This is a genomic window from Paenibacillus riograndensis SBR5 (genome assembly GCF_000981585.1).
Taxonomy (GTDB): domain Bacteria; phylum Bacillota; class Bacilli; order Paenibacillales; family Paenibacillaceae; genus Paenibacillus_AQ; species Paenibacillus_AQ riograndensis.
On record NZ_LN831776.1, the window covers coordinates 62,386 to 86,611 of the forward strand.

18 protein-coding genes and 3 rRNA genes are annotated in these 24,226 nt (G+C 51.9%); all 21 read left to right on the forward strand.

Annotated features, from left to right (window positions below):
* The first annotated feature begins 225 nt into the window (after positions 1-225).
* The 21 genes from nadA to guaB all read left to right on the forward strand — a co-directional run bounded on the left by nadA (position 226) and on the right by guaB (position 24,083).
* Positions 226-1,164: a quinolinate synthase NadA gene (nadA, locus tag PRIO_RS00295; RefSeq protein ID WP_020426058.1), complete on the forward strand. Its 939-nt coding sequence runs from the start codon at positions 226-228 to the stop codon at positions 1,162-1,164.
* A gap of 39 nt (positions 1,165-1,203) precedes the next feature.
* Positions 1,204-2,820 carry an L-aspartate oxidase gene (nadB, locus tag PRIO_RS00300; RefSeq protein ID WP_020426059.1) on the forward strand — a complete coding sequence of 539 codons (1,617 nt, stop codon included), beginning with the start codon at positions 1,204-1,206 and terminating at the stop codon, positions 2,818-2,820.
* Positions 2,810-3,685, forward strand: a complete 876-nt coding sequence (gene nadC, locus PRIO_RS00305) for a carboxylating nicotinate-nucleotide diphosphorylase (protein WP_020426060.1) — start codon at positions 2,810-2,812, stop codon at positions 3,683-3,685. The genes nadB and nadC overlap by 11 nt, the downstream gene beginning before the upstream one ends.
* Entirely contained in the window at positions 3,682-4,449 is a 768-nt protein-coding gene (locus PRIO_RS00310; RefSeq protein WP_020426061.1) for a type III pantothenate kinase, read from the forward strand. The genes nadC and PRIO_RS00310 overlap by 4 nt, the downstream gene beginning before the upstream one ends.
* 46 nt (positions 4,450-4,495) lie before the next feature.
* Positions 4,496-5,380 (forward strand): Hsp33 family molecular chaperone HslO, encoded by an 885-nt coding sequence (gene hslO, locus PRIO_RS00315; protein ID WP_046500809.1) that lies wholly within the window; start codon positions 4,496-4,498, stop codon positions 5,378-5,380.
* Positions 5,381-5,389: 9 nt separating this feature from the next.
* On the forward strand, positions 5,390-6,334 hold the full coding sequence (locus PRIO_RS00320; RefSeq protein ID WP_020426063.1) for a peptidylprolyl isomerase: 945 nt from the start codon (positions 5,390-5,392) through the stop codon (positions 6,332-6,334).
* Between the two features lie 216 nt (positions 6,335-6,550).
* Positions 6,551-7,489 carry a cysteine synthase A gene (gene cysK, locus PRIO_RS00325; protein ID WP_020426064.1) on the forward strand — a complete coding sequence of 313 codons (939 nt, stop codon included), beginning with the start codon at positions 6,551-6,553 and terminating at the stop codon, positions 7,487-7,489.
* A 382-nt stretch (positions 7,490-7,871) separates the two neighbouring features.
* Positions 7,872-9,479 (forward strand): anthranilate synthase component I family protein, encoded by a 1,608-nt coding sequence (locus PRIO_RS00330; RefSeq protein WP_231869798.1) that lies wholly within the window; start codon positions 7,872-7,874, stop codon positions 9,477-9,479.
* The gene (gene pabA, locus PRIO_RS00335; RefSeq protein ID WP_020426066.1) at positions 9,476-10,057 is read left to right on the forward strand and encodes an aminodeoxychorismate/anthranilate synthase component II; all 582 of its coding nucleotides are present in this window, start codon (positions 9,476-9,478) and stop codon (positions 10,055-10,057) included. The genes PRIO_RS00330 and pabA overlap by 4 nt, the downstream gene beginning before the upstream one ends.
* Positions 10,054-10,935 (forward strand): aminotransferase class IV, encoded by an 882-nt coding sequence (locus PRIO_RS00340; protein WP_046500811.1) that lies wholly within the window; start codon positions 10,054-10,056, stop codon positions 10,933-10,935. The genes pabA and PRIO_RS00340 overlap by 4 nt, the downstream gene beginning before the upstream one ends.
* Positions 10,932-11,789 carry a dihydropteroate synthase gene (gene folP, locus PRIO_RS00345; protein WP_020425619.1) on the forward strand — a complete coding sequence of 286 codons (858 nt, stop codon included), beginning with the start codon at positions 10,932-10,934 and terminating at the stop codon, positions 11,787-11,789. Before PRIO_RS00340 ends, folP begins: the two co-directional genes overlap by 4 nt.
* A gap of 50 nt (positions 11,790-11,839) precedes the next feature.
* A complete protein-coding gene (gene folB / locus PRIO_RS00350; RefSeq protein WP_020425620.1) occupies positions 11,840-12,202 on the forward strand; it encodes a dihydroneopterin aldolase in 363 nt (120 codons plus the stop codon).
* 10 nt (positions 12,203-12,212) lie between these two features.
* On the forward strand, positions 12,213-12,764 hold the full coding sequence (folK, locus tag PRIO_RS00355) for a 2-amino-4-hydroxy-6-hydroxymethyldihydropteridine diphosphokinase (protein ID WP_020425621.1): 552 nt from the start codon (positions 12,213-12,215) through the stop codon (positions 12,762-12,764).
* On the forward strand, positions 12,716-12,925 hold the full coding sequence (locus PRIO_RS00360) for a helix-turn-helix domain-containing protein (protein ID WP_039785042.1): 210 nt from the start codon (positions 12,716-12,718) through the stop codon (positions 12,923-12,925). The genes folK and PRIO_RS00360 overlap by 49 nt, the downstream gene beginning before the upstream one ends.
* A gap of 48 nt (positions 12,926-12,973) precedes the next feature.
* Positions 12,974-13,990 carry a tRNA dihydrouridine synthase DusB gene (dusB, locus tag PRIO_RS00365; RefSeq protein WP_020425623.1) on the forward strand — a complete coding sequence of 339 codons (1,017 nt, stop codon included), beginning with the start codon at positions 12,974-12,976 and terminating at the stop codon, positions 13,988-13,990.
* Between the two features lie 201 nt (positions 13,991-14,191).
* Positions 14,192-14,671, forward strand: a complete 480-nt coding sequence (gene greA / locus PRIO_RS00370; protein ID WP_020425624.1) for a transcription elongation factor GreA — start codon at positions 14,192-14,194, stop codon at positions 14,669-14,671.
* A gap of 161 nt (positions 14,672-14,832) precedes the next feature.
* Entirely contained in the window at positions 14,833-16,350 is a 1,518-nt protein-coding gene (gene lysS / locus PRIO_RS00375) for a lysine--tRNA ligase (RefSeq protein ID WP_020425625.1), read from the forward strand.
* Between the two features lie 392 nt (positions 16,351-16,742).
* Positions 16,743-18,293, forward strand: a 16S ribosomal RNA gene (locus PRIO_RS00380).
* 327 nt (positions 18,294-18,620) lie between these two features.
* Positions 18,621-21,548, forward strand: a 23S ribosomal RNA gene (locus PRIO_RS00385).
* Between the two features lie 79 nt (positions 21,549-21,627).
* A 5S ribosomal RNA gene (gene rrf / locus PRIO_RS00390) occupies positions 21,628-21,744 on the forward strand.
* Together the 16S, 23S and 5S rRNA genes form the textbook arrangement of a ribosomal RNA operon.
* Positions 21,745-22,625: 881 nt before the next feature.
* Positions 22,626-24,083 carry an IMP dehydrogenase gene (guaB, locus tag PRIO_RS00395; protein ID WP_039785434.1) on the forward strand — a complete coding sequence of 486 codons (1,458 nt, stop codon included), beginning with the start codon at positions 22,626-22,628 and terminating at the stop codon, positions 24,081-24,083.
* The last annotated feature ends 143 nt before the right edge of the window (positions 24,084-24,226 follow it).

Genomic DNA, 24,226 nt, shown 5'->3' on the forward strand with positions numbered 1-24,226 from the left:
GTTCTCCGGATTTTTTTGTCCCATAGACGGTCTGGAGTCCCTCTGCCGGAGGCTTCGTTACATTGACAGTGGGAGTAACGTTGTGTACATTAGTGATTAAATATTAAATAATCTAATGGCTAAGCAATCGCAGCGCCGGGTGGCTGCTGCATACCCGCGAGACTCCGGGAAATTTGATTAGAATGGGACGGCCAAGGCCGTAAGACATAAGGGGGAGAACAGACCGTGGAAGCTCTGGCGCTTGAGCGCAAGCAGGAACAGAATCGTGAACTTCGTGTGCGCCTCGAACAGCTAAAAAAAGAACGGAATGCAATCATTTTGGCTCATTATTATCAGCGTGATGAAATCCAGGAAGTGGCAGATTTTCGGGGGGACTCTTTTTTGCTCGCTCAAAAGGCTGCGGAGACAGATGCCGATGTCATCGTATTCTGCGGTGTTCACTTCATGGGGGAAAGCGCCAAAATTCTGGCACCTAACAAAACCGTGCTTATTCCGGATGAACGTGCCGGCTGTCCGATGGCAGACATGGTGAACGTGGATGGACTGCGTAAGCTGAAGGCACAGCACCCCAATGCCAAAGTGGTCACCTACATTAACTCTTCAGCCGAAATCAAAGCGGAAACGGATATCTGCTGTACATCTGCCAATGCGGTCAGGGTAATTGAGTCTCTGGATGCTGAAGAGATTATCTGGGTACCCGATAAGAACCTGGGCCAATACGTGCAGGATCAGACCGGGAAGAAGCTGATTATTTGGGAAGGCTATTGCAATACTCATGATATGCTTACGGTCAAAGATGTGGTTGAAATGAGAGCGAAATATCCGGAGGCTGAATTTGTCGTGCATCCGGAATGCCGTCCTGAGGTAGTTGCCATGGGCGATTATGTAGGCAGCACTACATCCATTATTGATTATTGCAAGAAATCTGACCGCAAGCAGTTTATTGTCGGAACAGAAGACGGTACCGGCTATCAGCTCCGCAAGGACAGTCCGGATAAGGAATTTCATTTCGCCACCAAATTTCTCGTTTGTCCGAATATGAAAGTTAATAATCTAAAAAAACTGGTCAAATGCCTGGAGACGATGAAGCCGCAGATTTATGTACCGCCCGCAGTCGCCGACAAAGCCAGAACATCCCTAGAGCGCATGCTACAAGTCCGGTAGCATGCGCTACTCTTTCGTTGAAACAGGTGAAAAGCGGTCATGATTCCACAATATTTGGTTGATTTCGACCTTAGCGGGCTTCCAACGGTGCAAACGGATTGTATCGTCATCGGCTCAGGCATCGCCGGTTTGTTCACAGCCATCAAAGCCAGTGAAGACCGGAAAGTCATTATGATAACCAAAAAAACGCTTATGGAGAGCAATACCCGCTATGCCCAGGGCGGCATTGCCGCAGTGTTTGCTGAAGATGATTCTCCGGCGTATCATCGCCAGGATACCCTGATGGCCGGAGCGGGTCTCAATTCTTCGGCGGCTGTAGACGTGCTTGTGAATGAAGGGCCTGAAGGGGTGCGTGAGTTAATCCGGTTAGGCACACTTTTTGATAAGGAAAACGGCGTGATCGCGCTCACCCAGGAGGGTGCGCACAGTCACCGCCGTATCCTGCATGCTAATGGAGATGCTACCGGATACGAGATTGTACGCGCTCTGGCAGAGCAGGTAGCGGAGCATAAGAACATCGAGGTATGGGATGAGCATTTTGTGATTGACCTCATTACCGACGGTGGTGAATGCGTAGGTGCCTTGGTGCAGCGACCGGGCGGCGGCCGGTTGTTCCTTCAGGCGGACGCAACCATCCTATGCTCCGGAGGAGCCGGGCAATTGTACCGCTATACCACAAATCCCGAGGTGGCAACCGGAGACGGCGTAGCGATTGCCTACCGGGCCGGAGCGCATATTCGGGACATGGAGTTCATTCAATTTCACCCGACTGCACTCAGTTATCCGGGAGCGCCGCGCTTCCTCATCTCCGAGGCTGTACGCGGTGAGGGGGCTGTCCTGCGCAACATCAATGGCGAACGTTTCATGGAGCGTTATCATGAGCTGCTGGAACTGGCCCCGCGTGATATCGTTGCCCGGGCCATTGTCAGCGAAATGGAACAGACGAAATCGACTTTTGTATATCTGGATATTACACACGAATCGGCAGAAATGGTCAGACACCGCTTCCCGACAATCTATCAGACCTGCATGAGCTATGGACTGGATATTACAAGTGATTGGATTCCGGTGGCTCCGGCTGCGCATTATATGATGGGGGGCATCAAAACCGATCTTAACGGAGAGAGCAATATCGCCCGCCTCTTTGCCTGCGGGGAAGTATCTTCTACCGGGGTGCAGGGAGCCAACCGGCTGGCCAGTAACTCACTGTCAGAAGCGGTTGTCTTCGGACGGCGGATTGTTGAGCGTATCCGCCAGCTGCCGCCGCTTGACCGCAGTGTTGTAGCAGCAGGCTGCGACGAAGGGCGGGTGGAATCCCCGACCCAGGCTATTGTCGAGCGCCGCCTGAAGCTGCAGAAAGTAATGGTGCGGTACGCGGGGCTGCGCCGGAATGAAGAGATGCTGTCCAAGGGATTGGATGAATTGAAGCGTCAGCTGCCTATTTTTCATTCGGCTCTGACCAAACGCGAGGAATACGAGTTCGCCAATATGCTGACCTGCTGTCTGCTGATTACCGAAGCGGCTTTGGCGCGTCATGAGAGCCGCGGTGCGCATTACCGTGAGGACTACCCGCAGCGTAATGATGCAGAGTGGCAGAAGCATCTGCTCCTGATCCGCGAACTGGGAATAGTGGAGGAATTAAGTGATGATGTTTAACGGCTACAATGAAGAACTGGTACAAACGATTAAGGGCTGGCTGCATGAAGATGTAGGCTCAGGTGATATTACAACCCGCACAACAATTCCTGCCGGGCACGAGTCCAAAGGGATTATCCATGCCAAAGAGGATGGGATCATCTGCGGCATTCCTGTGGCAGAGCTGGTATTTGAAGTGGTTGACCCCTCTCTGGTGTTCACTGCCTTGGTGCAGGAAGGCCAGGCTGTCACCAAAGGCACAATTATCGCTGAGGTGGAAGGCAGCACGCATGCGATTCTAACCGGAGAACGTTTGGCTCTGAATTTAATGCAGCGTCTGTCTGGAGTTGCTTCGCGTACCCATTCCTTTGTGCAGAAGCTTGAAGGATTGCCTTCCCGGCTGGTGGATACCCGTAAAACGACTCCGGGTCACCGGATGCTGGAGAAATATGCGGTGCGTGTTGGCGGCGGTGCCAATCACAGATTCGGCCTCTACGATGCCGTGATGATTAAGGACAACCATATCAAGGGAGCCGGAGGGATTCGTCAGGCAGTCGGGCGGGCCCGGGCCAATATTCCGCACACGATGACCATTGAAGTGGAGACGGAGAGCCTGGAGCAGGTAGAGGAGGCACTCGCGGCAGGAGCCGATATTATTATGCTGGACAATATGTCTCCTGAACTGATGACAGAAGCCGTGAGACGCATCAAAACCAAAGCGCCGCATGTCAAAACGGAAGCCTCCGGCAATGTATCGCTGGAAACCGTGCGCCGTATCGCAGAGACCGGGGTTGATGTGATCTCTGTCGGCAGGTTGACCTACTCCTTCTCCAGTCTGGATATCAGCCTGGATCTGAATGCGAAGAAGGAGGAGCCCTTCTCATGATGCTTGCTGTAGATATAGGCAATACTAATATCGTCCTTGGGGTATACCGGGGACGTGAGCTGCTTCACCATTTCCGCCTCAGCACGGCCCGCCAATCCACTGCAGATGAATATGGGGTGTTGATTCATAATCTGTTCCATATGTCCAACATTTCGTTCAGAGATGTGGAAGGAGTCATTATCTCCTCGGTTGTTCCGCCGCTTGTGCAGGTCATTGTGGAAATGTGCGTGAAATATATCGGCAAGGAGCCGCTGCTCGTAGGCCCGGGGATTAAGACCGGGCTTAATCTGCGGTATGAGAATCCCCGCGAAGTGGGCGCTGACCGGATTGTGAATGCGGTTGCTGCGATTGAACAATATCAATGCCCGCTGGTTGTCGTTGATTTCGGAACGGCGACTACATTTGATTGCATTGACGCCGGTGCGAACTATCTTGGCGGAGCGATTGTGCCTGGACTGGGCATTTCTACAGAAGCCTTGTATCAGCGGGCCTCCAAGCTGCCGCGGATCGAACTGGAGAAGCCAAAGAAGGTAATCGGACGCAATACGGTCCATGCCATGCAGGCAGGGATTATTTTTGGCTATGCGGGACAGGTTGAAGGGATTGTAAGACGCATTAAGGCGGAGATGAACGCCCCTGTGCTGAAGGTGATTGCTACCGGGGGGCTGGCAACACTCATTGCCGGTGAAACGGAATGTATTGATGAGGTTAATCCGATGTTGACGCTGGAAGGCCTGCGTATTATTTACGACCGCAACAAATAAAAATATAGAAGCCTTAAAGGCAGGCGACAGGAGGAGTACGCACCCAATGGATAACAAGAAGGACCGGCTGGTCCGGGGAACCGCGATGAACGGCAAAGTAAGAGCATTTGCAGTCCGTACCACGGCGCTGGTCGACGAATTACGGCGCAGGCATGATACGTACCCAACAGCTACGGCTGCACTGGGACGAACCGTTACCGCTGCTGCGATGATGGGTGCAATGCTCAAGGGTGAGGAAAAGCTGGCCATAATGGTCAAAGGAAACGGGCCGCTCGGACAAATTACAGCGGAATCAAATGCCCTCGGAGAAGTGCGCGGGTATGTACAGAATCCTCATGTTCATCTCCCCAGCAATAGTCTTGGCAAGCTGGATGTCGCCGGGGCTGTGGGAACGGAAGGGTTCATCGATATCAGCAAGGATTTAGGCTTAAAGGAGCCTTACCGCGGCAGTGTGCCAATTGTTTCGGGAGAGCTTGGCGAAGATTTTACGTATTACTTTGCTGTATCTGAGCAGACTCCGGCCGCTGTAGGGCTTGGAGTATTGGTTGAAACGGATAACTCTGTGAAGGTGGCTGGAGGGTTCATTGTACAGCTTCTTCCGGGTCTTAGCGATGATGAAATTACGGAGATCGAACGGGCAGTAGGCGCAATGCCTTCTGTTACGGCTGTGCTGGACCAGGGACTTGAACCGGAAGAGATGCTCCGCTGGCTGCTTCCCGATGTGGTCATCATGGATGGACTGGATATCAGCTTTGTCTGCCAGTGCTCCCGTGAAAGAGTAGAGCAGACACTGGTCAGTCTGGGCCAGCATGAGCTGGAGCGGTTGATTGAAGAAGATGATCAGGTTGAAGTGGTATGCCATTTTTGCAACGAGGCTTATGTATTTAATAAAGATGAATTGCAGGTTATCCTGGATCAAGCGAAATCGTAGGGCCATGAGATGATGACAAGACAGGAGCGCCTGCTGCGCAATGCCGTTATTCTTTTGGCGATCGCAACATTAATGCTCGGGGGTCTATTGTTCTGGAGTCTGCGGGCCATGGCTATTCTCAAGGGAGAAGCCGCAGAGGGGGAGTCCTCGGACATTGCCAGGGCGGGGGATCAGCCGGTAACAGATCAGCAATGGATAAGTGAACTCAAAAAAAAGCATGGCGATGAAGTACTGCTTACGCTGCTTAACCATATTGTGGTCAGCAAAGAGGCCAAGGCACTAGGGATTACCGTGACCGATAAGGAGATTGAGAAGGAACTGCAGAGCAGTATAGCCGGCTATGGCTCTGAACAGCAGTATTACGAACAGATGGAGTCCGAGCTGGGGCTTTCGCGCGAGGAAGTGCGTGAGGAGGCGGCCTACCGTCTCACCCTTCAAGCGATAGCTACAGCAGGGATTACCATTAGTGAGAGCGAAATCGATGATTATTTAGCGCAAAATGCCGGGCGGTTCACTCCCAAGAAGGAAATGCAGCTCTCCATGATTAAGGTACACACCTACGAAGAAGCAGAGAAGGTAATGGACCGCCTGGAGCAGGGTGAGGATTTTGCGGCGCTGGCCACAGAGCTGTCTATCGACGAGGAGAGCCGCCTGCATGGAGGCAGTATTGGTATAGTGGAAGAGGATGACCCGTTCTGGCCGGAGGATCTCCTGCAGACTGCTGCAGGCCTGGAGGCGGGTGATATTGCAGGTCCGCTGCAGGCCCGGGATGCTTATGCGGTGATCCGGCTGGAGAAAGCCATAGTGCCCCGGAAGCAGAATCAGGCAGAAATCAGGCAGCAGGTGCGGGAAGAGCTTGCATTGGAGAAAGCCCCGCCGCTTCAGCAGGTGGAAAATGAATTGCGCGCTAAATATGATACGGCGATATATATTGACAACAGCCTGCAAGATTGATAATATGGTCTTAAATGTAAAACCTACTGAATTAGTCGGAAATAAGTAACGGCGGATGGTCCAATTCCGCTGTCCAGCGCTATAACTTGGTGCTGCGGTGTTGAATGTCCTGGTGCAGACCTAGCCGTTTTTTTCATACACCCGGAGATCTATGCTGGAGACTATTGTCACAAGTTACGCACCCATTCATTTATCATTCCAAGGAGGTTTTCACTCATGGCTAAAGTCGTCAACAGTGTAACAGATTTGATTGGAGGCACGCCGCTCGTTCGTCTCAACCGGGTGGTTCCTGAAGGTTCTGCGGAAATCTACCTGAAGCTGGAATATCAAAACCCGGGCTCCAGCGTGAAGGACCGCATCGCGATCAGCATCGTGGAAGAGGCTGAGAAGGAAGGGCTGCTGAAGCCGGGCGGCACGATTGTCGAAGCTACCAGCGGGAACACCGGTATCGGGCTGGCACTTGTTGCTGCGGCCAAAGGCTATAAAGCGGTTATTGTTATGCCTGAAACGATGAGCCTTGAACGCCGCAATCTGCTGCGCGCTTACGGTGCGGAGCTGGTGCTTACTCCGGGATCGGAAGGTATGAACGGTGCGGTTAAGAAGGCTGAGCAAATCTTGAGCGAGAACCCTGATTATTTCCTGGCTGAGCAATTCAAGAATAAGGCCAACGTTAAGATCCACCGTGAAACCACCGGTCCGGAAATCGTTGAAGCCATCGAGTCCATTGGCGGACCACTGGATGCCTTTATCGCCGGAGTAGGGACTGGCGGAACCATCACAGGCGCCGGTGAGGTTTTGAAGAGTAAATATCCTAATGTGAAGATCTATGCGGTAGAGCCTGCAGCATCGCCAATTCTGGCCGGCGGCAAGCCTGGTCCTCACAAGATTCAAGGGATCGGGGCAAACTTCATTCCGGATATTCTGAATCAGAATGTCTATGATGAGATTATTCACGTAGAGAACGACGAAGCGTTCGAAACCGCACGCCGCGTAGCGAAGGAAGAGGGCGTTCTGTCCGGTATTTCTTCCGGTGCCGCCGTATTCGCAGCCCTCAAAGTGGCCAAAGAGCTGGGAGCGGGCAAAAAAGTCGTAGTAATTATCCCAAGTAACGGTGAACGTTACCTGAGCACTCCACTTTACAATTTTGAAGTGTAATTGCTGATACGCATATTCATAGAGCCTTCCTATCCGCTGTCACAGGGATGGTGAAGGCTCTTTTTTCGGAAAAACGATCATTCAGGCTTTTCAAAGCGGTCCAAAGTACAGTATACTGACAGGCAATAAACCACAGGATAAGTACATGGGTTTTACACATGCAAAGGCAAAACAAAGCGAATGCTTAGAAGCAAGTTTTGCGAAGTGAATTTCAAGAAGCGTACGCTATACAAAACAAAGCGGATGCTTCTGGAGCAAGTTTTGCGAAGTGAATTTCAAGAAGCGTACGCTATACAAAACAAAGCGGATGCTTCCGAAGCAAGTTTTGTACGAAGTGAATTCTAAGAAGTTTATGCTATACAAAACTTTTAGGGGGATGGCTTTGGAGATCATAACAGCGTGGCAGGACTGGGAGCAATGGGCGCAGGAAAAATGGAGCCTACTCCCCCTTATTATACGAACACCGCAGGACAAGGGGGGACTGCCCGCCTCCTGGATGAAGGCCTGGGAGCTGGCCTCTCCCTATTCAGTGGTGCTGGAGAGCGGCAAGGGCGGCCGGTACACATACCTTGGCTTGCATCCTGTTTCTGTACTGCAAGGCAAAGCGGGGACAGCAGAAATATATAGTTTCCCGTCAGACGCTGCAGGGACAGTTGAGCCATTATTAGAAACCTCACGGACAGGTCATCCTTTGGAGATGTTGGAGCTTTGGATGAAGGATTTCACTTCTCCGCGGGTTCAAGTCACGGAGCTGCCTCCGTTTATCGGCGGGTGTATTGGATTCCTTAGCTATGATGTGGTCCGTTCTCTGGAGAAGCTGCCCGTTTGGGCCAAGGATGACCCGGGGTTTCCCGATTACCTCTTTATGAGGCTGGAAGAGCTGTGGACCTATGACCATCAGGAGGACATGCTGTACTGCACAGTCCATGTGCCTGTGCCTGCTGCTGCGCAGTCATCCGGTCCCGCCGAACTGAAAGACCTGTACCAGAAGGCATCCCGGCGGGCTGAGCGGATGCTGGAGCAGTGGAGGCAGATCTCTGCTGCACCTGGGAATTCAGGGGACGATGCGGGGGCTGCTGCAATAGAAGCCCATGCCGGTGTCTCCGGCGAATGGCCGGGCATGACTACCGCCTTCCCGCCTGAGCAATTTCAGCAGGCGGTCCGCGAGGTCCAGGAATACATCCGCCAAGGAGATGTATTCCAGGTGAACCTGTCGCTGCGCCAGGAGGCCCAGCTGAATTCCTCGCCGGAGGATGTGTATGAATGGCTGCGCAAGCTCAACCCGTCCCCGTACATGGGGCTGCTGCGCTCGCCCCGCTTCGCCCTCGCTAGCGCTTCGCCCGAGCTGCTCGTCAGGCTGCACGGGGACAAGGTCAGCGCCCGCCCCATTGCCGGCACCCGGCGCCGGGGGCTGACTCCCGCGGAGGACGCCGCCATGGAGGCGGAGCTGCGCGGGAGCGAGAAGGAGATCGCCGAGCATATTATGCTTGTCGATCTGGAGCGCAACGACATCGGCCGTGTCGCTGCATATGGGACGGTCAGCGTGCCGGAGCTGCTGACCGTGGAGCGATACTCGCATGTCATGCATCTCGTATCGCAGGTGGAGGGCACCGTCGCGCCCGGCAAGGGCGCTTACGATGTTATGGCCGCCTTGTTCCCCGGCGGCACCATCACCGGTGCGCCCAAGGTGCGCACCATGGAGATCATCGAGGAGCTGGAGCCCGTACGGCGCGGTCCATATACGGGTTCGATGGGCTGGATTGACTATAACGGCAATATGGAATTAAATATTATTATACGAACACTGGCGGTGAAGGACGGGATAGGCTATATCCAGACAGGTGCGGGCATTGTAATTGATTCTGACCCGTACCGGGAATACAGGGAATGCCACAATAAAGCCAAAGCCGTAGTGAAGGCGGTTCTCTGCAGCGAATACCAGCAGGGATCACGTGCTGCCGGCGGCGCCGAAGGAGGAGCAACAGTATGATCTTGGTTATCGATAATTATGATTCCTTTACGTACAACCTGGTGCAGTATCTGGGGGAGCTTGGGGAGGAAGTCCGGGTATCCCGCAACGATGAGATTACCATTGAGGAGATTGAGGCGTTTGCACCGGATCATATTCTGATTTCTCCAGGTCCCTGCACACCGAATGAAGCGGGGATAAGCCTTGCGCTGATTCAGCATTTCAAGGGAATCATCCCGATCTTTGGCGTCTGCCTGGGCCATCAAGCCATTGGACAGGCTTTTGGCGGCAATGTCATCCGGGCGGAGCGCCTGATGCATGGCAAAACCTCGCCGATCCACCATAACGGCACCTCCGTATTCGAAGGACTGGAGTCTCCATTCACCGCGACCCGCTATCATTCACTGATCGTGGAGCGTGAAACTCTGCCTGACTGCCTGGAGATCACAGCGGAAACGGCTGAAGGCGAAATTATGGCGCTGCGCCATAAGGAGTATCCGATTGAAGGCGTGCAGTTCCATCCCGAATCGATTATTACGAATCATGGGCATACCATGCTGCGCAATTTCCTGAAACGGAGAGCCGGAGAGCCGGTATGAATTATATTGGATTCAACCACCAGGTAGTGGATGCCAAAAATGCCGTGATTTCCGCTCTGGATCACGGCTTTTTGTACGGTATGGGCCTATTTGAGACTTTTCGCACGTATAAAGGTGAACCGTTTCTGCTGCAGCGGCACTTGGACAGGCTGGCGGAGGGCTGCAGGCAGCTCGGAATTCCTTTTGATGGAGACGCGGTCCGGCTGCGTGACTGGATTCAGCAGGTAATGGGCAAAAATGAATTACAGGATGCCTATATCCGTTACACCGTAACAGCCGGTAAAGATATTTTGGGACTGCCTGCCGGAGACTACAGCCAGCCTAACCATCTGCTCTACATCAAAGAGCTGCCGCATCTGCCGGACAGTCTCTACCGGGAAGGCAAGGGGCTGCAGCTGTTGAACCTGCCGCGGAATACACCGGAGGGGCCGGTGCGCTTGAAGTCGCTGCACTACATGAACAATATACTCGCAAAGCGTGAACTGGCAGGTTATGCCTCAGCGGCATACGGTGCGGAAGGACTAATGCTGACCGCCCAAGGCATGGTTGCCGAGGGCATTGTCAGCAATATTTTTTTCATTACCGATAATGTGCTCTATACCCCGGACATCGCAGCAGGCATTCTGCCGGGAATTACCCGGGAAATGGTTTTGGAGCTGGCACTGGCTGCTGGAATCCGGATGGAAGCAGGTATGTACCGGTGGGAACAGCTTGCAGAAGCGGATGAGATTTTCCTTACCAATTCGGTGCAGGAGATTGTTCCGGTTACAACACTATGGCGTGCAAATGAGCGGCAGACCGTCAGCGGCGGATGCTGCGGAAGAATTACGGCGTTGTTGCTGGAAGCATATAGGGAAAGGACGGGATTACCGGAATGAGACCCTTGATATACAAACGGAATTACCGCCTGGGGGCCGCAGAGCTGGCGCTGGGTGAACGAACGCTGATTATGGGCATCCTGAACGTCACCCCTGATTCTTTTTCTGATGGGGGATTGTGGGCTGAACCGGAAAAGGCCGTCGAACATGCGCTGCAAATGGCGGAAGAGGGTGCCGATATTATTGATATTGGCGGTGAATCAACGCGGCCCGGCCATCAGCCGGTAGGTCTGGAAGAAGAACTGGCCCGCGTGCTGCCGGTCATTGAGAGTATTCACCGTGCAGCTCCCCAACTGGTTTTATCCATCGACACCTATAAGGCAGAAGTGGCCCGCCGGGCCATTCAAGCAGGTGCTCACATTATTAACGATGTGTGGGGCGCCAAAGCTGACCCGGATATGGCACCAGTAGCTGCGGAAGCGGGCTGTCCGGTTATTTTAATGCACAACCGCCGTGAACGTAATTACCGGGAGCTGGTCAGTGACATGTGTGCCGATCTTGGGGACAGCGTGAAGCAGGCATTGGCTGCGGGAGTGAAGCGGGAGAACATTATTCTTGATCCCGGAATCGGTTTTGCCAAGGACTATGCAGAGAACCTTCAGACCATGATGAATTTGGACCGTCTGACAGAGCTTGGATATCCGCTGCTGCTGGCCACCTCCCGCAAAAAATTCATTCGCACCGTACTGGATCTCCCGCCGGATGATGTGGTTGAAGGCACGGCCGCTACCGTGGCATTCGGAATTGCCCAAGGGTGCCAAATCGTGCGGGTACACGATGTAGCCAGAATTAAGCGGACTGTGCAGATGTGCGATGCCATGCTTTATGCTGCGGCGCCCTTGGCGCTTGAATAATCGATGAACCACCGGAGCGAAAATCAGATATCAGAAGGCAGGGAACCCGCATGGATAAAATGACACTGCACCGTATGGAGTACTATGGTTACCACGGAGTGTTTGAAGAGGAGCGCAAGCTTGGCCAGCGCTTTTACGTTGACCTGGAGCTTGAGCTTGATCTGCAGGCTGCTGGCCGCAGTGATGATCTTACGCTTACCGTAAATTATGCCGAAGTACATTTCCTTGTCAAAAAGATTGTCGAAACAAAATCATTTAAACTCATAGAAGCATTGGCTGAATATATTGCATCCTCGTTACTGGACACTTATACTGTTATCAATGCAGTAACGGTGAAGGTGACCAAGCCGCATCCGCCGTTCGACATTCACTTTCAGGGAGTGACCGTAGAACTGCACAGAACCAGAAAGTGAGAACTCTGTAATGACCATACATTCTACCTCTGAGGCATCAGAGGCTTATATTGCTTTAGGGGCTAATTTGGGCGACCGTGAGGGAACCCTGAAGGAAGCATTGAACAGGCTGAATCAGCATGCCGGGATTGAAGTGGTCCGCTGTTCAAGTGTGTACGAAACGGAGCCTGTCGGTTATCTGGACCAGCCGCAGTTTTTGAATATGGCGGCAGTCCTCCGCACAACCCTTGCACCGGAGGCGCTGCTTCACGAGATGCTGGACATCGAAAGTCAGCTGGGCCGTGTCCGGGATGTCCGCTATGGACCGAGAACGGTTGATTTGGATTTGTTGTGGGTGGAGAACCAGAGCTTCGATACGCCCGATCTGACGCTGCCGCATCCCCGGATGCTGGAGCGGGCATTTGTGCTTATTCCACTGAATGATGTCGTACCACAAAAAGAAGAGTCTTCCGGACTCCGGCAGTTTATAACAGCAGCGCTACAAGACATTGACGGAAGGGAAGGAATTCGCTTGTGGACAACAAACGTATGGGACGGCGGGTCAGAGCATTCCGGAAGCTGAAGGGATACACTCAGCAGGAACTGGCGGATTCTGTCGGAATATCCTTGGCTGTGCTTGGCGCAGTGGAAAGGGGCAACAGACGTTTGGAAGATCAAATTTTAAATAAAATTGCGGACGTTCTTGGAATTGCCGTCGACGAATTGGCCAACCCCTCTACCTGAGGGACGTTATCATAGATCCAACAAACCAATTAAGGAAGTGAATGCAACATGCTGAAGATTGGCGGCATTGAGATGAAGAACCAGGTCGTGCTTGCGCCTATGGCCGGCGTGTGCAATCCGGCATTTCGTCTAATTGCCAAAGAATTTGGAACCGGCCTGGTCTGCGCCGAAATGGTCAGTGATAAGGCGATTCTGCACGGCAATCTGCGTACGCGCGAGATGCTGTTTGTGGATGAGCGGGAGAAGCCGCTGAGCCTCCAAATATTTGGCGGTGACCGGAAGTCCCTGGTTGAAGCGGCTAAGGTCGTTGATAAAGAAACGAATGCCGATATTATCGACATTAATATGGGCTGCCCTGTACCCAAAGTGACCAAATGCGATGCGGGAGCGCGCTGGCTGCTGAATCCCGACAAAATCTACGAGATGGTATCCGCAGTCGTGGACGCCGTAGATAAGCCGGTAACGGTAAAAATGCGGATTGGCTGGGACAGTGAGCATATTTTTGTCGAGGACAATGCGCGTGCCGTTGAACGTGCCGGTGGCCAGGCCGTGAGTGTTCATGGGCGGACCCGTGAGCAGCTCTACACCGGTCATGCCGATTGGAAGTACATCCGTATGGCCAAAGAGGCGGTTTCAATTCCGGTTATCGGCAATGGGGATGTAAATACGCCGGAGGATGCGCGGGCGATGCTCGATCAGACCGGCTGCGACGGTGTCATGATTGGACGCGGGGCGTTGGGCAACCCATGGATGCTGTACCGTACCATTCAGTACCTGAACACAGGTGAGCTGATGCCTGAGCCTGGTCCGGAGGAAAAGATCAAAGTAGCCATTCTTCATATGGACCGTCTCATCAGTCTGAAGGGCGAAGCAGTCGCTGTCCGGGAAATGCGCAAACATATGGCCTGGTATCTGAAAGGCATGAAGGCCGCTGCCCGTGTGAAGGATGTCATTATGGAAGAAACCAAGCGCGATGAAATGGTGCGGATATTGAACCAATTTGTCACACAGCTTAAAGAAGAGGAAGAGCAGGAAGGCCTCAATCCCTCGCTGACTGCGGTTTAAATCCAGAAACTCCTGTCTTTTTGCGTAACACACGAACATTATATGGGGCATCATTGACATTTTGTAGCGGTTCCAATATAATTTCACAGTATAAAATCGCCGTTACAGCAGTGGCAATGCAGAAGGAGGGTTCTGATCCCTCCAGCTTCGCATATAGTATGGTGTTTTCAATAAATGTATACGACAGGAGAATCGGTTGAGATGAGCGATAAAGAAGTCATCCTTACACCGGACGGACTTAAGCGTCTGGAAGAAGAACTGGAGACCCTCAAATCCGTAAAACGCCGTGAGGTCGCTGAACGGATCAAAGTAGCGATTGGCTACGGGGATATTAGTGAGAACTCGGAATACGAAGACGCAAAGAACGAGCAGGCTTTTATTGAAGGCCGTATTATTACATTGGAAAAAATGCTCCGTAATGCGCGTATCATCAACAGCGACGAAATCGTTACCGATGTGGTGAGCATTGGGGTTACCGTAAGCGTCGAGGATTTGGAATATGGCGACGTGATGGAATATACGATTGTGGGTACCGCCGAATCCGATCCGCTTAATAATAAGATTTCGAACGAAAGTCCGGTAGGCCGGGCCATTATTGGTAAAAAGGTTGGCACCATTGTTGATGTTAGTGTTCCTGCAGGCGTCATTCAATATAAAATTCTTGATATTAGAATGAAGTAATAGGTACCGATAAGGAATAAGTCAAGAAAGCTTCCTTAGGGAAGCTTTTTTCACAAACACATACAGCTTGTATTTGTACGGGAACGGGCTGTCCTCTTGCATAGGGACGGAACCGTTTCTTCTTGTGTAGTTGACAGAGTGAGTAAGAGAGGATGAAAGACATGACCGAGGAAATGAACACTGCGGAGAATACGGAAAAAGAGCTTAGTGAGCTTCTAACCATCCGCCGCGGCAAACTGGACGAGCTTCGTGCGCTGGGAATCGATCCATTTGGCAAGAAGTATGAGCGTACGGCAGGTGCCGGAGATATTATGGACAAGTATGATGGACAGACCAAAGAGGAACTGGATGAGCTTAACCTCGAAGTCAGCATTGCCGGCCGTATTATGGCTAAGCGTGTAATGGGAAAAGCCAGCTTTGCGCACATTCAGGACCTTAGCGGAAAGATCCAAATCTATGTCCGTCAGGACAGTATTTCCGAAGCGCAATATGCTGCGTTTACCGTTCTTGATCTGGGGGATATTATCGGCGTTCGCGGTACAGTGTTCAAAACCAGAACCGGAGAAACCTCTATTAAGGTGCATAACCTTGAGGTTCTATCCAAATCGCTGCTTCCGCTGCCCGAGAAATATCATGGCCTGAAAGATGTAGAACTGCGCTACCGCCAGCGTTATGTGGATCTGATTATCAACCCGGAGGTTCAGCAGACCTTCATTACCCGTTCACGGATCATCCAATCGATGCGCCGTTATCTGGATTCGCTTGGCTACCTTGAGGTAGAAACGCCAACCCTCCATGCCATCGCCGGAGGAGCTGCAGCCCGCCCGTTCATTACTCACCATAATACACTCGATATGCAGCTGTATATGCGTATTGCGATCGAATTGCATCTGAAGCGTCTCATCGTGGGCGGTTTGGAAAAAGTGTATGAAATTGGCCGCGTATACCGCAATGAAGGCATTTCAACACGCCACAATCCGGAATTTACAATGATTGAGCTGTACGAAGCTTATGCCGACTATAAGGATATTATGCACCTGACCGAGAGCATGATTGCTCATATCGCCCAGGAGGTTCTGGGTACACAGAAGATTAATTACCAAGGCCAGGAAGTAGACCTGACCCCGCAGTGGCGCCGTGTATCCATGGTGGATGCTGTCAAAGAGGTGACAGGTGTCGATTTTGGCGTTCATATGACGGATGAAGAAGCTCAGCGTTTGGCGAAGGAACACCGTGTGCCGGTTGAGAAGCACATGACCTTTGGACATATCCTGAATGCCTTCTTTGAGCAATTTGTAGAAGAAACACTGATTCAGCCGACTTTTGTTACTGGACACCCGGTTGAAATCTCCCCGCTCGCCAAAAAGAACGATCAGGACCCGCGCTTTACGGACCGCTTTGAGCTGTTTATCGTGGCCCGGGAGCATGCGAATGCGTTTAGCGAGCTGAATGATCCAATCGACCAGCGTCAGCGCTTTGAGGCACAGATTCAGGAGAAGGAAAAAGGCAACGATGAAGCGCATGAAATGGACGACGACTTCATTCGTGCTCTTGAATATGGAATGCCGCCTACAGGCGGACTCGGAATCGGTGTGGACCGGCTGATCATGCTGCTTACCGATGCTGCATCGATCCGTGATGTGCTGCTGTTCCCGCATATGCGCAACCGTATGGAGTAATTGCCAAGGCTGTCTTCATGATCCTGAGGGGGCTGCGAGGATGCAGCTTCCTTAGGCGTTGTGAATTGAAAAATAATGCTTGCAATGAATCTCTGTACATGGTATATTCTTATTCCGGCCATGAAAGTTAAACGCCGAGCTCGAAAAGAAATTAAAAAAGAGCTTGCATTAATCGGCCGAACGTGATATATTATAAGAGTTGCTGGTGACGAGATAATCATCGCCTACAACGAGTTTGATCTTTGAAAACTGAACAACGAGTGAGTGGGATTTCACGCAAGTGAGATCCAAAACAGATGAGTTTCACAGCGTGTTTCACGCTTTTGAAATTTCATCAGAGAATGCAAATTCTCGTCAGATGTTTCAAAATGAGCTATCGCTCTTTTCAATACCAATTGGAGAGTTTGATCCTGGCTCAGGACGAACGCTGGCGGCGTGCCTAATACATGCAAGTCGAGCGGAGTTTATCCTTCGGGGTAAGCTTAGCGGCGGACGGGTGAGTAACACGTAGGCAACCTACCCTCTAGACTGGGATAACTACCGGAAACGGTAGCTAATACCGGATAATTCCTTGACCCTCCTGGGTTTGGGATGAAAGGCGGAGCAATCTGCTACTAAAGGATGGGCCTGCGGCGCATTAGCTAGTTGGTGGGGTAACGGCCTACCAAGGCGACGATGCGTAGCCGACCTGAGAGGGTGAACGGCCACACTGGGACTGAGACACGGCCCAGACTCCTACGGGAGGCAGCAGTAGGGAATCTTCCGCAATGGGCGAAAGCCTGACGGAGCAACGCCGCGTGAGTGATGAAGGTTTTCGGATCGTAAAGCTCTGTTGCCAGGGAAGAACGTCCGGTAGAGTAACTGCTACCGGAGTGACGGTACCTGAGAAGAAAGCCCCGGCTAACTACGTGCCAGCAGCCGCGGTAATACGTAGGGGGCAAGCGTTGTCCGGAATTATTGGGCGTAAAGCGCGCGCAGGCGGCTGCTTAAGTCTGGTGTTTAAACCTTGGGCTCAACCTGGGGTCGCACTGGAAACTGGGCAGCTTGAGTACAGAAGAGGAAAGTGGAATTCCACGTGTAGCGGTGAAATGCGTAGAGATGTGGAGGAACACCAGTGGCGAAGGCGACTTTCTGGGCTGTAACTGACGCTGAGGCGCGAAAGCGTGGGGAGCAAACAGGATTAGATACCCTGGTAGTCCACGCCGTAAACGATGAGTGCTAGGTGTTAGGGGTTTCGATACCCTTGGTGCCGAAGTTAACACAGTAAGCACTCCGCCTGGGGAGTACGGTCGCAAGACTGAAACTCAAAGGAATTGACGGGGACCCGCACAAGCAGTGGAGTATGTGGTTTAATTCGAAGCAACGCGAAGAACCTTACCAGGTCTTGACATCCAACTAACGAAGCAGAGATGCATTAGGTGCCCTTCGGGGAAAGTTGAGACAGGTGGTGCATGGTTGTCGTCAGCTCGTGTCGTGAGATGTTGGGTTAAGTCCCGCAACGAGCGCAACCCTTGACTTTAGTTGCCAGCAGGTAAGGCTGGGCACTCTAGAGTGACTGCCGGTGACAAACCGGAGGAAGGTGGGGATGACGTCAAATCATCATGCCCCTTATGACCTGGGCTACACACGTACTACAATGGCCGGTACAACGGGAAGCGAAGCCGCGAGGTGGAGCCAATCCCAGCAAAGCCGGTCTCAGTTCGGATTGCAGGCTGCAACTCGCCTGCATGAAGTCGGAATTGCTAGTAATCGCGGATCAGCATGCCGCGGTGAATACGTTCCCGGGTCTTGTACACACCGCCCGTCACACCACGAGAGTTTACAACACCCGAAGTCGGTGGGGTAACCCGCAAGGGGGCCAGCCGCCGAAGGTGGGGTAGATGATTGGGGTGAAGTCGTAACAAGGTAGCCGTATCGGAAGGTGCGGCTGGATCACCTCCTTTCTATGGAGAATCGTTCTCTGCAATGAGAACATTCAAATCGGAAGCTTTGCTTCCAAAACTCAGGTTTAGGCCTGTTACTCACTCGTTGCTCAGTTTTGAGAGTTTAAACTCTCAAAGGACATATTGGTTTCCAGAACTTGCTTGTAGCCAAGCAGCTCGGAAACATGATATGATCTTCTTCCGGAGTTAAATCCGGAAACACTTGATCCTTGAAAACTGGATACCGAAACGAAAATGCGTTTTAGAACATTCCTTTAAGCTGAACTTGTGTAAGCAAGTTTCAATATTTTAGTGATGCTAGCGATTTTCCCTACGGGAAAACGCAATGGTTAAGCTAATAAGAGCACACGGAGGATGCCTAGGCGCCAGGAGCCGACGAAGGACGTGGCGAACAACGAAACTGCCTCGGGGAGCTGTAAGCAAGCTTTGATCCGGGGGTGTCCGAATGGGGAAACCCGGCTGTGGTAATTCGCAGTCACTCATACCTGAATACATAGGGTATGAAGAGGCAGACCAGGGGAACTGAAACATCTAAGTACCCTGAGGAAGAGAAAACAATAGTGATTCCGTCAGTAGCGGCGAGCGAACGCGGAACAGCCTAAACCAAGGAGCTTGCTCCTTGGGGTTGTGGGACGTCTCACATGGAGTTACAAAGGAAAGTTATAGGCGAAGAGGTCTGGAAAGGCCCGCGATAGAGGTAAAAGCCCTGTAGCTCAAATAGCTTTCTCTCCGAGACGGATCCCGAGTAGTGCGGGGCACGTGAAACCCCGTATGAATCCGGCAGGACCATCTGCTAAGGCTAAATACTACCTGGCGACCGATAGTGAAACAGTACCGTGAGGGAAAGGTGAAAAGCACCCCGGAAGGGGAGTGAAAGAGAACCTGAAACCGTGTGCTTACAAGAAGTCAGAGTCCTCTATATGGATGATGGCGTGCCTTTTGTAGAATGAACCGGCGAGTTACGTTTAACATGCAAGGTTAAGGTGAGAAGCCGGAGCCGCAGCGAAAGCGAGTCTGAATAGGGCGACTGAGTATGTGGACGTAGACCCGAAACCGTGTGATCTACCCCTGTCCAGGGTGAAGGTGCGGTAACACGCACTGGAGGCCCGAACCCACGTACGTTGAAAAGTGCGGGGATGAGGTGGGGGTAGCGGAGAAATTCCAATCGAACTCGGAGATAGCTGGTTCTCCCCGAAATAGCTTTAGGGCTAGCCTCGGTGAATGGAGTCGTGGAGGTAGAGCACTGATTGGGTGCGGGGCCCGCAAGGGTTACCAAGCTCAGTCAAACTCCGAATGCCATGGACTTCTTGCCGGGAGTCAGACAGTGAGTGCTAAGATCCATTGTCAAAAGGGAAACAGCCCAGACCATCAGCTAAGGTCCCCAAGTGTGTGTTAAGTGGGAAAGGATGTGGAGTTGCACAGACAACCAGGATGTTGGCTTAGAAGCAGCCACCATTGAAAGAGTGCGTAATAGCTCACTGGTCGAGTGACTCTGCGCCGAAAATGTAACGGGGCTAAACACACCACCGAAGCTATGGCTTGATGCTTTGCATCAGGGGTAGGGGAGCGTTGTGTAAGGGTTGAAGGTTGACCGGAAGGACAGCTGGACATTACACAAGTGAGAATGCCGGTATGAGTAACGAAAAGATCAGTGAGAATCTGATCCGCCGAAAGCCCAAGGTTTCCTGAGGAAGGCTCGTCCGCTCAGGGTAAGTCGGGACCTAAGGCGAGGCCGACAGGCGTAGTCGAAGGACAACAGTTTGAAATTACTGTACCACCGTAATCCGCTACGAGCGATGGGGTGACGCAGGAGGGTAGTGACGCGGACTGATGGATGTCCGTCCAAGCAGTGAGGCTGGTGTGTAGGCAAATCCGCACACCGTAAGGCTGGGCTGTGATGGGGAGCGAAAATTACAGTAGCGAAGGTCATGATCTCACACTGCCAAGAAAAGCCTCTAGCCAGGAGAAGGTGCCCGTACCGCAAACCGACACAGGTAGGCGAGAAGAGAATTCTAAGGCGCGCGGAAGAACTCTCGTTAAGGAACTCGGCAAAATGACCCCGTAACTTCGGGAGAAGGGGTGCCTCGGTAGGGTGAATAGCCCGAGGGGGCCGCAGTGAAAAGGCCCAAGCGACTGTTTAGCAAAAACACAGGTCTGTGCGAAGCCGCAAGGCGAAGTATACGGGCTGACGCCTGCCCGGTGCTGGAAGGTTAAGGGGAGCGGTTAGGAGGCAACTCCGAAGCTGTGAACCGAAGCCCCAGTAAACGGCGGCCGTAACTATAACGGTCCTAAGGTAGCGAAATTCCTTGTCAGGTAAATTCTGACCCGCACGAATGGCGTAACGACTTGGGCGCTGTCTCAACGAGAGATCCGGTGAAATTTTAATACCTGTGAAGATGCAGGTTACCCGCGACAAGACGGAAAGACCCCATGGAGCTTTACTGCAGCTTGATATTGAATTTGGGTACGATCTGTACAGGATAGGTGGGAGCCGTAGAAGCCGGAGCGCAAGCTTCGGTGGAGGCGCCGTTGGGATACCACCCTGATCGTATCTAGGTTCTAACCTGGTACCCTAAACGGGTACGGGGACCGTGTCAGGCGGGCAGTTTGACTGGGGCGGTCGCCTCCTAAAGAGTAACGGAGGCGTTCAAAGGTTCCCTCAGAATGGTTGGAAATCATTCGAAGAGTGCAAAGGCAGAAGGGAGCTTGACTGCGAGACCAACAAGTCGAGCAGGGACGAAAGTCGGACTTAGTGATCCGGTGGTACCGCATGGAAGGGCCATCGCTCAACGGATAAAAGCTACCCTGGGGATAACAGGCTTATCTCCCCCAAGAGTCCACATCGACGGGGAGGTTTGGCACCTCGATGTCGGCTCATCGCATCCTGGGGCTGAAGTAGGTCCCAAGGGTTGGGCTGTTCGCCCATTAAAGCGGTACGCGAGCTGGGTTCAGAACGTCGTGAGACAGTTCGGTCCCTATCTGTCGTGGGCGTAGGAAATTTGAGAGGAGCTGTCCTTAGTACGAGAGGACCGGGATGGACGTACCGCTGGTGCACCAGTTGTTCCGCCAGGAGCATGGCTGGGTAGCTACGTACGGACGGGATAAGCGCTGAAAGCATCTAAGCGTGAAGCCCCCCTCAAGATGAGATTTCCCAGCATGTAAGACCCCTTGAAGACGACGAGGTAGATAGGTTGGAGGTGGAAGCACGGCAACGTGTGGAGCTGACCAATACTAATCGGTCGAGGGCTTATCCAAATAACTAAAATGCAGTTTTCGTTTCGGATTCAGTTTTCAGGCAATCAAATTCCTGAAGCATTTGCACCGCAAGTGCCCGTTTGGTGGCGATAGCGGAGGGGTTCCACGCGTACCCATCCCGAACACGACCGTTAAGCCCTCCAGCGCCGATGGTACTTGGACCGAAGGGTCCTGGGAGAGTAGGACGCCGCCAAGCACATGAAGCCATTGTTGAGTAATCGACAGTGGCTTTTTTTGTGTATTGTATAAGAAAATAGGGTTTCCCTTTACTGTGGATATCTTTGAAGCTTCAGAGGATATAAGCAATGCAGGAGAATTGGGCTTGATCCGCGGACTGAAGCAGACTGAGGAGCCCTTATTTTGTAAAAAACCCTGTTTTTTCAGCAGTTACAGACTGAGGAGCCGTTATATCGTTCGATGGAGTCTGGAATAAAAGGGAAAAGGGACAAATAAAGGCATCTGAGTCCGTTAACCTGCGGAATAGACGAATCTTCTATCAATAACGGCATTCCTGTCCGCAACGGCTGCGGATCGATCGTGAAGGAATAGGGCGACACGTCTTCAGTATGCCCCCGTTGATTTTGGAGTGGCGGGGAAATCCCTGCGGCCGTAACCCCCGTGCTGCTATTCATCCGCTAGGGTGATTTTGTTTGTTACAGAGTGCAATTGATGGAGCTTTTCGACTGATTTAGGGGTTAATCTGCTGCAGAGAATGCAATAGAATATGAGTTCTGACCTAATGAGAAAGAGATTTGCATCGGGATCGTATCGGACTATATCTGGTTTGTGAACTGTCCACTCCAAACGGACTTTCGTCCAAGAATTCGCTTACTCGGCAACTGTTTCCGGAATAACCTCCTCCCTGATGTAATATTCTTGACAGGCCAAAAACCCTTTGCTAAGATGGCAATAATATATTTTTGGACAAGCATCTCAAACCTTATCTGAAGATACGAAAACGTGCAGCTTACAAGTCTTTCCCGGTGTCTGCCGGGTATGGACTTTAACTCTGGTTTCTTCATTTATAATGTTTGCAGGCGTTTAGAATAAATACAATTTTGAGGAGGAATGACCCAGGTGTGGGAAGATAAGTTTGGCAAAGAAGGATTAACTTTTGATGATGTGCTGCTGGTGCCGCGTAAATCCGAGGTGCTGCCGAAGGAAGTGGATTTGTCTACGGTACTGAGCAAGAATGTGAAGCTGAACATTCCTTTGATGAGCGCGGGTATGGATACGGTCACTGAAGCAGCCATGGCAATCGCCATTGCACGTGAGGGCGGCATCGGTATTATTCATAAGAATATGTCCGTGGAGCAGCAGGCGGAAGAGGTAGACCGTGTGAAGCGCTCCGAGAGTGGCGTTATCACGAATCCTTTTTCGCTTACTCCAGACCACTGGGTATCCGACGCTGAAGTCCTGATGGGTAAATACCGTATTTCCGGTGTGCCTATCGTAGATGAAGGCAACAAACTGGTTGGTATTTTGACCAACAGAGATTTGCGCTTTATCCATGACTTCAATATTCAGATCAAAGAAGTCATGACGCATGAGAACCTGGTAACAGCTGCTGTGGGCACTACGCTCCAGGAAGCTGAAGTCATCCTGCAGCGCCATAAGATTGAGAAACTGCCCCTGGTGGATGAGAACAACATTCTTAAGGGTCTGATTACTATAAAAGATATCGAGAAGGCCATCCAATTCCCGAATGGTGCTAAGGATGCGCAGGGCCGGCTGCTCGTAGGCGCAGCAATTGGAATATCCAAGGATACGTTCGAACGGACAGAAGCTTTGATAAAAGCCGGGGTCGACCTTATTACTGTAGACTCTGCACATGGCCATCATATCAATATCATTGATGCCGTCCGCAAGTTGCGCGAGCTGTATCCGGATCTTACCATTGTAGCTGGCAATGTAGCCACCGGGGAAGCTACCCGTGAACTGATTGAAGCCGGAGCTTCGGTGGTCAAGGTTGGGATTGGACCTGGATCGATCTGTACAACTCGCGTAATCGCCGGTATTGGCGTACCTCAAATTACAGCCATTTATGATTGTGCAACGGTAGCCCGTGAATACGGTATTCCTATTATCGCAGACGGCGGAATCAAATACTCCGGAGAGATTACCAAGGCTATTGCTGCAGGAGCATCTGCTGTCATGATGGGCAGTTTGTTCGCGGGTACGGAAGAAAGCCCTGGGGAATCCGAAATTTATCAGGGACGTAAATTCAAAGTCTATCGTGGCATGGGCAGTATGAGCGCCATGAAGCAAGGCAGTAAAGACCGTTATTTCCAGGATGATGATAAGAAGCTGGTTCCTGAAGGTATTGAAGGCCGTGTAGCTTTTAAAGGATCGCTTTCGGATACGGTTCATCAGCTTCTAGGCGGACTTCGTTCAGGTATGGGGTATTGCGGAACCAAGACACTGACGGAGCTTCGCAACGACACTTCCTTTATCCGGATTACCGGAGCCGGTCTGCGCGAGAGTCACCCGCATGACGTACAAATTACTAAGGAAGCTCCTAACTACTCCCTATAGTACAAGTTAAGCGACATTTTGAGGGCAGGCAGGACGAATTTCGTCCTGTCTGTCTTTTTTTGCAGATACCCCTGTGTTAGAATAGAACAAGCAACGATATGAGGTCAAAAGGAGAGTAAATCATTGAAGTACAAGCATAAATT

Bases quoted from the DNA above. Each gene is read 5' to 3' on its own strand.
- nadB (WP_020426059.1), top strand. From the start codon at position 1,204: ATGATTCCACAATATTTGGTTGATTTCGACCTTAGCGGGCTTCCAACG.
- nadC (WP_020426060.1), top strand. From the start codon at position 2,810: ATGATGTTTAACGGCTACAATGAAGAACTGGTACAAACGATTAAGGGC.
- PRIO_RS00310 (WP_020426061.1), top strand. From the start codon at position 3,682: ATGATGCTTGCTGTAGATATAGGCAATACTAATATCGTCCTTGGGGTA.
- hslO (WP_046500809.1), top strand. From the start codon at position 4,496: ATGGATAACAAGAAGGACCGGCTGGTCCGGGGAACCGCGATGAACGGC.
- PRIO_RS00320 (WP_020426063.1), top strand. From the start codon at position 5,390: ATGATGACAAGACAGGAGCGCCTGCTGCGCAATGCCGTTATTCTTTTG.
- cysK (WP_020426064.1), top strand. From the start codon at position 6,551: ATGGCTAAAGTCGTCAACAGTGTAACAGATTTGATTGGAGGCACGCCG.
- pabA (WP_020426066.1), top strand. From the start codon at position 9,476: ATGATCTTGGTTATCGATAATTATGATTCCTTTACGTACAACCTGGTG.
- PRIO_RS00340 (WP_046500811.1), top strand. From the start codon at position 10,054: ATGAATTATATTGGATTCAACCACCAGGTAGTGGATGCCAAAAATGCC.
- folP (WP_020425619.1), top strand. From the start codon at position 10,932: ATGAGACCCTTGATATACAAACGGAATTACCGCCTGGGGGCCGCAGAG.
- folB (WP_020425620.1), top strand. From the start codon at position 11,840: ATGGATAAAATGACACTGCACCGTATGGAGTACTATGGTTACCACGGA.
- folK (WP_020425621.1), top strand. From the start codon at position 12,213: ATGACCATACATTCTACCTCTGAGGCATCAGAGGCTTATATTGCTTTA.
- dusB (WP_020425623.1), top strand. From the start codon at position 12,974: ATGCTGAAGATTGGCGGCATTGAGATGAAGAACCAGGTCGTGCTTGCG.
- greA (WP_020425624.1), top strand. From the start codon at position 14,192: ATGAGCGATAAAGAAGTCATCCTTACACCGGACGGACTTAAGCGTCTG.
- lysS (WP_020425625.1), top strand. From the start codon at position 14,833: ATGACCGAGGAAATGAACACTGCGGAGAATACGGAAAAAGAGCTTAGT.